General features: G+C 68.9%; 13 protein-coding genes. 3 read left to right on the top strand and 10 right to left on the bottom strand.

Annotated features, from left to right (window positions below):
• Positions 1–15: 15 nt before the first annotated feature.
• Positions 16–360, bottom strand: a complete 345-nt coding sequence (locus FIV50_RS14465; RefSeq protein ID WP_140038029.1) for a DUF7882 family protein — start codon at positions 358–360, stop codon at positions 16–18.
• A gap of 126 nt (positions 361–486) precedes the next feature.
• The gene (locus FIV50_RS14460) at positions 487–1,437 is read right to left on the bottom strand and encodes a manganese catalase family protein (protein WP_140038028.1); all 951 of its coding nucleotides are present in this window, start codon (positions 1,435–1,437) and stop codon (positions 487–489) included.
• Between the two features lie 247 nt (positions 1,438–1,684).
• On the opposite strand from FIV50_RS14460, the gene FIV50_RS14455 reads away from it, so the two are divergent.
• The gene (locus tag FIV50_RS14455; protein WP_140038027.1) at positions 1,685–2,869 is read left to right on the top strand and encodes an alcohol dehydrogenase catalytic domain-containing protein; all 1,185 of its coding nucleotides are present in this window, start codon (positions 1,685–1,687) and stop codon (positions 2,867–2,869) included.
• A 75-nt stretch (positions 2,870–2,944) separates the two neighbouring features.
• On the opposite strand, the gene FIV50_RS14450 is transcribed toward FIV50_RS14455, so the two are convergent.
• Entirely contained in the window at positions 2,945–3,382 is a 438-nt protein-coding gene (locus FIV50_RS14450; RefSeq protein WP_140038026.1) for an SRPBCC family protein, read from the bottom strand.
• Between the two features lie 158 nt (positions 3,383–3,540).
• Between FIV50_RS14450 and FIV50_RS14445 the strand changes: the two genes are divergently transcribed.
• Positions 3,541–4,890: a cytochrome P450 gene (locus tag FIV50_RS14445; RefSeq protein WP_140038025.1), complete on the top strand. Its 1,350-nt coding sequence runs from the start codon at positions 3,541–3,543 to the stop codon at positions 4,888–4,890.
• Between the two features lie 6 nt (positions 4,891–4,896).
• Here the strand turns inward: FIV50_RS14445 and FIV50_RS14440 are convergent, their stop codons facing one another.
• Positions 4,897–5,880, bottom strand: coding sequence for a cation transporter (locus tag FIV50_RS14440; protein WP_181164233.1), 984 nt, complete (start codon positions 5,878–5,880; stop codon positions 4,897–4,899).
• A complete protein-coding gene (locus FIV50_RS14435; protein WP_258184291.1) occupies positions 5,877–6,365 on the bottom strand; it encodes a hypothetical protein in 489 nt (162 codons plus the stop codon). The genes FIV50_RS14440 and FIV50_RS14435 overlap by 4 nt, the downstream gene beginning before the upstream one ends.
• A 115-nt stretch (positions 6,366–6,480) precedes the next feature.
• Here FIV50_RS14435 and FIV50_RS14430 point away from each other — a divergent pair, with 115 nt between their 5' ends.
• On the top strand, positions 6,481–7,764 hold the full coding sequence (locus FIV50_RS14430; RefSeq protein ID WP_140038024.1) for a hypothetical protein: 1,284 nt from the start codon (positions 6,481–6,483) through the stop codon (positions 7,762–7,764).
• 350 nt (positions 7,765–8,114) lie between these two features.
• Here the strand turns inward: FIV50_RS14430 and FIV50_RS14425 are convergent, their stop codons facing one another.
• The 5 genes from FIV50_RS14425 to FIV50_RS14405 form a co-directional block, all read right to left on the bottom strand.
• Entirely contained in the window at positions 8,115–8,669 is a 555-nt protein-coding gene (locus tag FIV50_RS14425) for a hypothetical protein (protein ID WP_140038023.1), read from the bottom strand.
• A gap of 5 nt (positions 8,670–8,674) precedes the next feature.
• The gene (locus FIV50_RS14420; protein ID WP_140038022.1) at positions 8,675–9,382 is read right to left on the bottom strand and encodes a hypothetical protein; all 708 of its coding nucleotides are present in this window, start codon (positions 9,380–9,382) and stop codon (positions 8,675–8,677) included.
• Between the two features lie 39 nt (positions 9,383–9,421).
• Complete coding sequence (locus FIV50_RS14415; RefSeq protein WP_375137381.1) at positions 9,422–10,201, bottom strand: endo alpha-1,4 polygalactosaminidase; 780 nt, start codon at positions 10,199–10,201, stop codon at positions 9,422–9,424.
• A gap of 44 nt (positions 10,202–10,245) precedes the next feature.
• Complete coding sequence (locus tag FIV50_RS14410) at positions 10,246–10,941, bottom strand: DUF899 domain-containing protein (protein ID WP_140038021.1); 696 nt, start codon at positions 10,939–10,941, stop codon at positions 10,246–10,248.
• Positions 10,942–11,002: 61 nt separating this feature from the next.
• Entirely contained in the window at positions 11,003–12,409 is a 1,407-nt protein-coding gene (locus tag FIV50_RS14405; protein ID WP_140038020.1) for an MFS transporter, read from the bottom strand.
• Between the last annotated feature and the right edge of the window lie 33 nt (positions 12,410–12,442).

Here is a 12,442-nt window from a genome sequence, read left to right as displayed (position 1 = left end):
CCATTCTCCCCTCGGTCAGGCGTGCGCGGGAACGTCGAGACGCTCAGCCGGCGGTGCGCTGCCCTCTGCGGGCTCAGGCACGAGGTACAGACCGCTCGGCGCACTGGCCGTGAACGCGAGTGCCTCGACCCAGGCGCGGTTGATCGAGGGCTGACGGCTTCCGCTGTATTTGAAGACGAGCGAGCTGCCGGCATGCACCCAGACGGTCGTGCGGCCGCCACCGACGCTCATGTCCTCGCGCCAGGTGAAGCTGAAGGGCTCTCCTCGACGCAGCTTGGCCGTGATGACGAGCTGCAGGTGAGTGAGCGCGCGGTCTTCGATGTCGGCCTTGACGCTGCCTTCATAGACGAGCTTTCCCATGATGATCTCCTCACTGCGCCACGGAACCCATGTCATCAGACCCGATCCGATGATCACAGGGTGTTACCAGCATCCCATATATCGTGGGTCGGCGGCTGTGCCTCCGCCGACCCACGACCGCGTCGGTCAGGGCATGCGGCCGAAGGTGGCGTCGATGTCGGCCATCTCCATCGCGGCGGTCGCCTCGATCAGCGCGCGCAGCTCCTTGTCGGCACCCGGCGAGAACTCCTCGAGCCGCTCGGGAGAGATCGTCATCGGCGCGCCGACGGGCGCCTGCTCGCTGGCATCCAGGGTGGTCCCGTCGTTCGACGGCGATGCGCCCTGGAAGATCTTGCCCGCTTCGGACTGCGCGGTCAGATCGAACGAGTAGTTCTTGCTCTGCAGGCCGAGGTCGAGCAGCTTCTTGACCTCGGGGAACTGCTCGGCGTTGGTCTTGGGAATGGGCAGCGACGTGCGCCAGTTCACGCCGAGAGTCTCGAGTGCCTTGGCATACGCGTTCTCATGCGCCTGGTCGCGGACGATCAGATACGAGATCGTGCTGCGGGCGGTCTTGTTGTCGGTCATCTCGTACAGCCGGCACTTCTGCAGGCGGCCCGTCGATTCGAGCATCAGGTTGTAGAGCAGATCGAGTACGAGGTTGCCCGAGTTGTAGACGTAGCTTCCCGACCACGGGTTGCCGACAGCATCGACGGGAAGAGCGCCCTGAGCTCCGACCAGGTAGTGGTGGATGTTGCTCGTGTCGAGTGCGATGTTGAGGGGCGTCGCGCCGCCCGCGCCGGGCTTGTCGACCGGATCGGTCGGCTTTCCCTGGTATCGCGGCGATCCGTCGAGCAGGCGCGAGATCGTCGTGCCGATGAGCTCGACGTGGCTGATCTCCTCGGTGCCGATGCCCTGGATCAGGTCCTTGTACGGCTTGCCGTCGGGACCTCTGAAGTTGATGCTCTGGAAGAGGTACTGCATCATCGTGCGCATCTCGCCGAACTGTCCGCCGAGGCCCTCCTGCAGGGCGTTCGCCGCCGCGGGATCCGGCTCGTCCTGAGCGATTTCGTTGATGAACTCCTGAACGTGGAAATACATGTCGGCCTCCGTCGGTCGTCTCTGGGGTGTCGGGCCACTCTGCGCCTCCAGGGACGGATCGACCCCCTCCCTCGACGTGGCGACCCGATGGACGTACCATGCGTCGCCGCAGCTCGACCGGGCCCACGCCCGCGCCCCGTTCCGGCTCGGGAGGCCTTCGCGTGACGCATCCGTCTGTCAACCCTCTGTCGAATCTGCCCCTCTCCGTTGGATGGTGGCCACTCGACACCGAACGAGGAGGATCACGATGAAGGCACTCACCTGGCAGGGCACCCGCAACGTGACGGTCGAGGAGGTGCCCGATCCGGTCATCGAGCACGCGACGGATGCGATCATCCGGATCACCTCCTCGGCGATCTGCGGATCTGATCTGCACCTGTACGAACTGCTCGGCCCGTTCCTCGACAAGGGCGACATCCTCGGTCACGAGCCGATGGGCGTCGTCGTCGAGGTCGGCGGGGCCGTGCGTGATCTGGCGGTCGGCGATCGCGTCGTCGTGCCGTTCAACATCTCGTGCGGTCACTGCTTCTTCTGTCTTCGGGGCCTGCAGTCCCAGTGCGAGACGACGCAGGTGAAGGAGTACGGCAGCGGCGCCTCGCTGTTCGGCTACACGAAGCTCTACGGGCAGGTCCCCGGCGGCCAGGCCGAGTACCTCCGGGTTCCGCTGGCCGACTACAACCACATCAAGGTCGCGTCCGACCTGCCGGACGAGCGCTACCTCTTCCTCAGCGACATCCTGCCGACCGCCTGGCAGGGCGTCGAATACGCGAACGTGCCCGAGGGCGGCACGCTCGCCGTGATGGGGCTCGGCCCGGTCGGCCAGTTCGTCGCCCGGGTGGGCGCGCACCGCGGCTATCGGGTGCTCGCGGTGGATCCCGTCGCCGAGCGGCGCGAGATGGCCGCCCGACACGGCGCCGAGGTCTTCGACCTGACAGAAGACGTCGTCGCAGAGCTGCGCGACCTCACGGACGGACGAGGGGCGGATGCCGTCGTCGACGCCGTCGGCATGGAGGCGCACGGCAACCCCGGGATCAAGCTCGTGCAGCGCGCCGTCGGCCTGCTGCCCGACCCCGCAGCCAGGCAGGTCTTCGACAAGGCCGGCATCGATCGCCTCGCCGCCCTGTATGCATCGATCGACGTCGTGCGCCGCGGCGGCACGGTGTCGCTCAGCGGCGTCTATGCGGGTGACGCCGACATCATGCCGATGAAGACGCTGTTCGACAAGCAGGTCAGCATCCGCATGGGTCAGTGCAACGTGAAGCGCTGGATCGACGACCTGATGCCGCTCGTCGAAGACCTCAGCGACCCGCTGGGCGTGATGGATCTGACGACCCACACCGCACCGCTTGAAGATGCCCCGGGGCTCTACGAGACCTTCCAGCGCAAGGACGACGGCTGCATCAAGGTCGTGCTCCAGCCGTCGACCGTCTGACTGCGTCCGTCGGCTGTGCGGCCCGTACCGCGCAGCCGGCTCCCGGTCGGTCGGCTCTCGGTCAGGCGGCGCTGTTCAGCCCGCGCGGCCCTCGGCGAGATAGGCGAGGCGGTGCAGCGTTTCGGAGTTGCGCCAGCGCAGCAGGGGAGCGGTGATGACACCGGGCAGCAGCGTCGCGGGACCGTTCACCGGCTCCTCGTCGATGCGCACCATGGTGCCGCCGCCGTAGGAGCGGACCCGCAGCGTCACCCGCGCTTCGCCGATCGGCCAGCCCTTCGCGCGCATGACCATGCGGTGGGGCGGATCCCACGCTTCCACCACCGTGGTGTCGTCGAGCAGGGCGGGCCAGACACCCACCGAGTGGTGAAGCTCGGCGCCGGGCTGCGGCCAGGTGTCATCGACGTCGCGCATGCGCGACGCACCGACGACCCACGCCGGATACAGCCAGGCGTTGCCCAGCACCCGGAACACGTCGTCGGGTCGGCAGTCCATCGTGCGCACGTTCTTCGCCATGTCGGCTCCTTCTCTGACGGGGGCCTCCATGCTCCCGCCTCCGCGGCGATCCACGGAGGGGGTTGACGGGCCGGGTGCGGCGCCGATCGGCCGTACCACAGACCCCTCATCGGCGCCTCCCCCTGGAACAGCGCAGACGTCTCTGCGAACGTCGGGATATGGCACTCATCGACATCCCCGCCCGCGCCGTGCGCAGACTCGGCGCGCTGGCTCACGACGACGCACCCACTCTGCTCACCCGCGGCTACGGCTTCGGCCCACGGATCTGGCGTCGGGTGCGGCCGGGCGCGAGGTCGGCGCCGATGCGACTGCTGGGCGACGACACCGTGTTCGTGCGCGGCGTCGAGGGCGTCGAGCTGTTCTACGATGAGACCCGCATCGCGCGGTCCCGGGCCATGCCGGCCCTCGTGCAGGAGAGTCTGTTCGGTCACGGTTCCGTGCACAGCCTCGACGGCGACGCGCACAAGCACCGCAAGGCCACATTCATCGACGTCGCCTACGAAGACGAGCAGGTCGAGCGGCTGACGCCGTGGCTCGAGCGCGAGTGGCAGAGCGAGCGACAGGCGTGGCTCGACGGTGGCACGCGCAGCGCCTACGACGCGGCCGTCGGTGCGCTGGGTCGCGCGATCATGCGGTGGGCGGGTGTGCCGGGCACGCCCGCAGCCAAGACGCGGTGGGCAGCGCGTCTCGCGCAGATCGTCGACGGGTTCGGCTCGCCGTACTCGCCGGAGTACGTCGCCGCTCTGGCGAACCGGTGGTGGTCGGACCGGCACTCCGCGCGGCTCATCGAGGCCGTGCGTCATGGCGCGCTCAGCGCCGAACCGGGCACGGCACTCGAGCAGTGGGCCCACCACCGCGATCAGGACGGCGAGCTGCTGCCCGCCCGCGTCGCGGGCGTCGAGCTGCAGAACAGCATCCGCCCGATGATCGCGGTCGCGCGCTTCGTCGCTTTCGCCGCGAAGGCCCTCAACGAGCACCCCGAGTGGAGTGAGCGCATCGCCGCCGAAGCCGCCGAACGGGGCGCCCTGGTCGGTGGACCGCTGTCGATCATGTTCGCTCAGGAGGTGCGGCGCCTCGCCCCGTTCGTGCCGATGCTCCCCGGGTGGGCGATCGCCGACGTCGAGCTCGACGGACAGAAGGTGGATGCCGGCGGACGCGTCGTGCTCGACATCCTCGGCACCAACACCGACGACCGCTTCTGGGCGCGCCCCGAGCGGTTCGACCCGGAGCGCTTCCGCGATGTCGGCGCAGACTACGAGGCGCTCGCCGCGTTCATCCCGCACGGCGGAGCAGACGTCGCGACCGGTCATCGCTGCCCCGGCGAGAAGCTCGCGATCGCCGGCCTCGCCGCAGCGATCGCAGTGCTGAGCGATCCTGGCCTGCACATCCTCGACGAGGGCCTCGACGTCAACCGTCGCCGGCTCCCCACCAAGCCCCGCTCCGGTGGCAAGGTGCGGTCGGCGTCGGCGTCGGCGTCGGCGTCGGGTGGGTGTCCCTTCCACCGGTAGAGACCGTCATTCCCGGCCGGAGGTGTCCGCTCCGTCCGGGATGCGGTCGCTGGGCACGATGACGATCTCCTGCACCTTCCAGTCGAGGTCGGCGATCCGCTCCGACAGGTCGGTCGTCTGCCGCAGCGTCACCGTGCTCTTGTGAGGGACCACGAACGCCTCGATGTGGAAGACCTGGCCCTGGTCGCGCATCCTGACCCCGGCCTCCTTCACCCAGGGTTGTGAGCGCATCGTCGCGAGCACATCGCCGGCGAGCGGATGCGGATGCTTGCTGTCGTAGGTCCGAGCGCGCTGGTCCATCAGGTCGATCACCGCGGTCTTCGTGTTGCGCCATCCGTCCCAGATGATGCCGAGCGAGATCACCAGAGCCGCCGCGCCGTCCAGCCACCACACACCCAAGCCGACGCCGAGCACGCCGACGATAGAGGCGACCGTGGTCTGCCAGTCGGCCTTCGCCATGTCGGCGTCGGCGTAGAGCAGCTTGTTGTGCAGCACGGGGGCGAGCTTCGCCTTCGCCGGTCCGTAGAAGAAGACCGGACCGACGATCACCACGGCCATGACGGCGACCATCAGCCAGCCGAGCCAGATCGTCTGCCCGAACAGCTGCACGGTGCCGATGGTGGGATGCTCGCCGGCGATGAGCCCGGTCACCGCCTCGACCGCCAGATTGAGTCCCACGGCCAGCAGCGCGACCCCGGCCACGAGATGGCCGATGCCCATGACCCGATGCAGCCCGTAGGGATGCTTCACCGAGGGGCGCTTGCGGATGAAGATCAACGCGACGAGGAACGCGATCTGCGGGATGAGCGACAGCATGTCCTCGATCCACGCCGTGCGCATCGCCTGCGAGTTGCCGACGACGAGCGCGATCACCGCGATCGTCACCGAGGTGTAGGCGATCGTGAACCACTCCCAGCGGACCGCTCGTCGCAGCGCCTGACGCTGCTCGTCGGGGAGCTCCGTCCGTCCGATCCTCGTCGGCGTCGTCACGAGCTCGCCTCCTCGTCGAGGTATCGCTCCAGCTCGCTCAGGAACGCATTCTCTCCCAGCGGCACGAGCATGACGATCTCGCGGCCCTCTGCTCCATCGATGCCGGGGTAACCGCGGGTGACGCCCGCTCTGTCGACCCAGGGGGTGTCCGCCGTGAACCCGCCGACGACGAGGTCGAGGTCGCCGCGCTCGAGCATTCCGACCAGCGTCTCCTCCGACCCGTTCGTCCAGTCGACTTCGGCGTCGATGCCGTCTGCGAAGCCGGTCACGAGATCGGGGATGCTGCCGGTCGGGGTCTCGCGATCGGTGTCGACGAGTCCGGGATCGGCCGAGACGCCGACCCGCAGCTCGGACCCGGTCACGGACTGCAGCGTGCCATCGGGGTCGGCGGGGATCGTCACGCCACAGCCCGACAGGCTGATCGCGAGCAGGAGCGCGGCCGCCGAGAAGACCGCGCGGCGGGGAGACCACGTCGATGCGTTCACGACGACATGGTGCATCTCGCGTCGACGACGGAGAATCCGGTTGACGCTCGCCCTCGCGGGGAGTATGCGGCGGTCGGTGGCTCGTCGCCCGCGGTCGACCGGTACGGTAGGGCACATGTCACAGGCCCTCAGGACGTTCGGGCGCATCCTCGCGCGGCACTGGCCCGCGCTCATGGCCTGGTACCTCGGGGGCGAGGCTCTGCACCGGGTGCTCATCGAGTTCGCCGGATTCGTCGGCGGGCACACCACGCTCGGCGGCCTGCTGCTGCTGCCGCTGGCGGTCGCCGCTCGCCTCGTCTCGTACGTCGCGATGTATCTCACGGTGCGGCCGTCGCTGCCGCACAGCCGGAGGGAGGATGCCGGTGGCATCCGCGAGTTCGGCTCGGCCACCCTCGCGGCGATCCTGCCGTTCTTCGCGTTCTACACCGCATGGGGTCTGCTAGACGCTGACCAGATCGAGTTCTTCCAGATCGCCCTCGCCGTCGCGCTGCCCCAGTCCGGCGAGGGATTCTCGCAGATCGGCGACCGCGGCGGACTGATCTCGATCGGCGTGCTGCCCGTGACGGTGCTCGTGATCGCTCTTGCTGCTCGCGTGCTCCTCACACGCTTCGCCGCCCGATTGCCGCGCTGGACGATCATCCTCGCCACCTACGCCGAGGTGCTGTGGACGTTCATGCTCTTCACGCTCGTCGCGCGCTGGTGGACGAGCGTGCTCGACTGGTTCGCCGATCGCCAGGCGGTGGGCTGGCTGCGGGGCTTCGGCGACTGGTTCGCCGTGAACCTCGAGCCCATCGCCGCGGTCTGGGAGGGAACGACCTGGCTCTTCGGCATCCTGGTCGCGGCCCTCATCGTCCCCGCTGCGTGGCTCACGGTCGCCGGCGTGATCTTCGGCACGACCTTCGACTCGACGCCGGCGTTCTCGCGGTTCGGCGGGGGAGCGGCCCGCGGCGCCGTGATGAGCGTCGCGCGCACGCTCGTGATGCGACTCGAGGGTCTCTGGGCGGCTGTCACGGTGATCTGGCGGGGCGGGCCGCTGCTCTTCGGCGCGTACGCCCTGGCCTACGCGGCATGGGCCTTCGCCGAGCAGGCGGGAACCCGCGGGGTGCTGCTGCTCATCGGCGGCCATGAACGGTGGTTCTGGGCCGGCGTCTTCCCGCTCATCACCGTCGCGATCGCCGCAGTGGCCGAGCCGCTGAGGGTGGCGATCGTCGCGACGGCGTACGACGGCGTCATCGGTCGCCCCCGCTCAGGTCTCGACACCCGGCCCTCAGGGGTCGAGGCGGAACCGGGCGAGGTCGTTGTCGCTCCCCTCGATGTCGAGCAGGAAGGGGCCGTCGGCGTCGTCGGGAAGCAGGAAGGTCAGCAGGATGCGGTACGACGACGGCTCGGCCACGCATGAGCTCTCGCCCTCGTCGTAGGACACGTCGAGGTCGTCGCGAGAGCTGAGCCAGGTCCGAGCCGAATCGATCTCGGTGAGCGTGGTCTGCCCGCACCGGTCGGCGGCGGACCCACCGGTCGACGCCAGCCGGATGCTCAGGGTGCGGGAGCCCTCCGGGCTCTCGAACTCATCCCACTCGGTGGGGCCGAGCGTGAGCGTCTGCCCTGCGATGTCGGCCGTCTCGTCGGCCTCGATCACTCGATCGGTGGGCCGGATGCTGGGCAGGACGTCGAGCCACACAGTGGCGCCGAGCATGGCGACGGCGGCGATCGCCAGAGCGATCAGAGCCCGGCGCTGCGTTCGCCACCACTTCACGGGGCGCTCAGTTCAGGGTCGTCGAGCTCGAGGCTCGGCGTGCGGGGCAGATCATCGAGCTCGAGCCGGATCGCGATGCGATCGTCGAGCTCGGCGGTGAGATATGAGGAGGTGAGTCGCAGCTCCGCTCGCCCGGAGGTGACATCGGGGGGCAGCTCGAAGGCCAGAGTGCCGACCGTGTCGGTGCCGACCCGCAGCGACTGCGACCGCAACGTCGTGTCCGGTCGTTCGCTCACCTGGAACACGCGGTCGCCGACGGACAGCGTCGCCAGATTTATGGCGGCGTCGACCTCCGTGTGTGCGGCCGAGGCGACGACCGTCACGACCAGCCAGTTGCCGTCCGCGATCCAGTCGGAGTCAGTGCCCGGCACGACGACCTCATCGGTGAAAGTCGCATCGGTCGCGGCCGCGATCAGGGTGCGTGACGCGACGGAATCGCCGAAGGATCCGCGCATCTCGATCGGTCCGATCACGTCTTCGTCGCTGGGGGTGACGGCGGTCACGGCACCGGCGGCGATCACCAGCGCGGCACCCAGCAACCAAGGGGTCATGCGTCTCATGGTGCCTCCTGCGCGGTGACGGTGATGCGTGCGCTGAGTGCGGCAGGGTACCAGGTGATGACGCGCGACGAGATGACGACCCTTCCGCGCTTCACCTCCACCTCGTGGACGTCGAGTGACACCGCGCCGTCGGGGAACGCATCCTCTGGGACCGTCCAGGCGAAGGTGACCTGGCTGGGGACTCCCGGCTGCAGGATCACGTCACCAGACGAGCCATCGGCGCGCCACACGTCGACCGAGTCGGTCGCGGTGACGCCCTTCAGCTCGAGGAGGGGAGTGTCGGTGTTGACGAGTCCCGCGCTGACGCGGTCCGCGCCGGTGGTGCCGACCGGGATCGGCGCGTCCGAGAGGTTCTCCATCCGGGTGGTCATCACGAGGAACTTCTCGCCTGGCTTCGCCTCGAGCCGCTCCGACTCGACCTCGGTGGTGAACTCGGCGTCGAGCACGGTGATCGCATACATCGAGGTGCGCGCCTCGTCGTCGGGGCCGAGCTCGGTCGGCGACGCCTCAGCGCGCGAGAGCCCGCCCACCGCGGCGACGACGATGACCACGGCGACCAGCGCTGCTGCCGCAGGCCAGATCCAGCGAGGAAGCTCAGCGGCGGCGAGCGTCCACCGCGAGACGGCGGTGCGGACGATGTCGACGGCGGGCCGGGCGGCGGGCGCACCGGAGGACGCGCCGTCGTGATCCCCCGTCTTGCTCACGAGGTCAGCCTAGCGAGGGCGCGTACCCGGACGGGAGAATCAGCGGTCGCACGTCTCGAACACGTACTCCTCATGACCCGGAGTGACCAGGTCGCGATCCCGCAGCACCATCGAGGCGGGGGCCTCGTCGTCGGCGCACATCTCGGCGAACGGTCGCGGCAGCTCGTCGGAGTACTCGATGTCGATCACGGCGCCGCCGTAGACATCGGTGAAGGCTCCGCACTCCTGATAGACCGAGCACTCCTCGACCACGGCGAAGTCGAACCCGGCGCGCTCGCGCAGCAGGGGCGCATCCTCGGCGGCGTTCTTCTGGCCGGCGGCGAGTCCGGAGTCGTGCGCGACGTCGACGAGCAGCGCCGCCAGGGCGAGGTTGTCGTCGAGGGTGAGCGCACCGTCAGAGCGGGTGTACGAGTCGAGGTTGTCGAACTCCACCGCCTCGAACCCCGACTCGGCGCACCCCTCGATCCACGGGCTGACGATCTCGGCGATGCGCTCGCGGCGGTCGTCGGTCGAGGTGTCGAGCAGCGCCTCGTCGGGCCAGTCGGGGTCGAACACGGGCTCGCCGTCGTTCTGCAGCACGAGGTCATCGGGCCAGGTGTCGAGCTCGCCCGGCTGGGTCTGAAACCCGTTCACGTAGCAGATCGAGTACAGCCCGTCGGCGGGGTCGTCCGAGCGGTCCCGACCCACGATGCCGACACCTTCGGCGGGTGAGTAGGCCCCGCCGAGCTGGTAGTCGGGGGTCTCGCCTGCGGGTGGAGGCGAGAAAGACGCAGGTGGGTCGGAGATGGTCGTGACACAACCCGAGAGAACGAGGATCAACGCGGTGGTGGTGGCGGTGGCGGTGACGACCGCCGCTCCCCGCCTCAGCTGCCGGCCCCGTACAGTGCGGCGATCTCTTTCGAACCCATCCCCTGATCGTACGTCCCGTGCTGGGGCCAGCCGGCCGGAGAGTCCTCCCACTCCTCCTGCCGGCCGTAGGGGAGCAGGTCGACGAGCCCCTGCAACTGACTCATTCGCTCGGTGCCGCGGCCGTTCGTGTGCCAGGTGCGAAAGACGGTGTCGCCGTCACGGAGGAACACGTTCACGCCGAAGCCCTCGTTCGGACCGGCATCCATGTCTGCGCCGAACGTGCTGTCGGCGCTCGAATACCACGTCATGCGATTCCCGACCCGGTCGCGATAGGCGAGTGCCTCATCGATGGGCCCGTTCGTCACGATCACGAAGCGGGCATCGTAGTACCGCTCGAGGAAGTCGAGCCGCGTGAACTGCGACGTGAAGCCGGTGCACCCGGGGCACTGCCACTCGTTGCCGTCGGTCCACATGTGGTTGTAGACGATGAGCTGTCGATGCTCGCCGAAGATCTCGGGCAGCCGCACCGGCCCGTCGGCCCCGACGAGCGTGTAGTCGGGCAGCTCGACCATCGGCATCCGTCGTCGCTGTGCCGCGATCGCATCGAGCTCTCGCGTCGCCGCCTTCTCTCGCACGCGCAGCGCATCGAGCTCGCTGCGCCACGTGTCGGCGTCGACGACGGGCGGAAGGGGCGTCTGGGTCGTGCGCACGGTGGACCTCCGGATGCTCGGAATGACGGTGCACCCAGTGTGCGCCGGCCCACCGACATCGTCAACCGATCGGCGAGGGGGCGTCGTCGGCCGCCGGCGTCTCGACCTCTTCGGCAGGATTGCGACGGATGCCGATCCACGACACGACCCCGCCGAGCACGAGCAGCGCGGCCGTGACCCAGGCCGCGTTGTGGAAGCCCGCGAGGTCGAGGGTGCCGCCGATGATGGTCGACAGCATCGCGACGACGAGCAGCCCGGCGACGCGCGAGACCGCATTGTTCACCGCAGAGGCGATGCCCGAGCGAGACTCGTCGATGGCGCCGAGGATCGCCGAGGTGAGCGGCGCCACGGTGAGGGAGAGCCCCAGGCCCAGCACGATCATGGCCGGGAGCACCTGCCACCAGTAGTCGAAGTCCTCGCTGACGACGAGCAGCATGAGGGCGCCGACCGCCATGATGAGCGGTCCGACCGTCATGAAGATGCGCGGCCCGAATCGACCGGCCCACGAACCCGCGCGCGAGCTGAGCAGGATCATCAGGATCGTCATCGGCAGACTCGCGAGCCCCGCCGCCGTGGCACTCAGACCGGCGCCCTGCTGCAAATACACGCCCACGACGAAGCCGTTCAGCGACAGCGCGGCGTAGACGAAGAGCGTCGCGAGGTTGCCCCACGCGAAGTCGCGCACCCGGAACAGCGACAGAGGCATCAGGGGAGAGGACGACCGCTGCTGCCGCACGAGGAACCATGCGAACAGGGCCGCGCCGATGATGCCGGGCATCCAGATCGCGGGGGACTGCCACCCGAGGTTGGGCTGCTCGATCAGCGCGAACACGATCGCGCCGAGACCGATCGCGCACAGGGCTCCGCTGAGCCAGTCGACGCGGACTCCGCTCGGGTGCTCCTGCAGCTTCAGGCGAGAGAGCAGCACGAGGGTGACGACGATCGGCACGACGTTGATGAGGAAGACGAATCGCCACGACAGGAAGTCGACGAAGAGTCCGCCGAGCAGCGGGCCGACGAGCTGCGCGGCGGTGGTGAACGCCGTCCAGATGCCGATCGCTCTTGACTGCACGTCGGCGCGCATGGTCGCCGTGATGAGCGCGAGCGAGCTCGGCACGAGCAGCGCGCTGGCCGCGCCCTGCGCCGCTCGAGCGATGATCAGGATGAGGGGATCAGGTGCGGCGGCGACCGCGACGGATGCCACGCCGAAGGCGATGAGGCCGATGCGCATCACGAGCACCCGACCGTAGGCGTCCGAGAGCGAACCTGCAAGCAGGATCAGCGCGCTGAGAGTGATGAGGTACGCATCGACCACCCATTGCTGTGTGGTGATGCCGCCCCCGAGTTCATCGCTGATCGCAGGAAGCGCGACCGTCACGACGGTGCCGTCGAGGAACGTCACGAACGACGCGAGGACGGCGACGGAGATCACGAGCCGCTGCAGCGGCGTGAAGCGAGAGGATGCCACAGGCTGACACTACTGCCGCCCGGGGACACCCGG

The sequence above is a fragment of the Microbacterium foliorum genome (genome assembly GCF_006385575.1).
Lineage (GTDB): Bacteria > Actinomycetota > Actinomycetes > Actinomycetales > Microbacteriaceae > Microbacterium > Microbacterium foliorum_B.
This window is presented reverse-complemented; position numbering and strand designations above follow the sequence as displayed.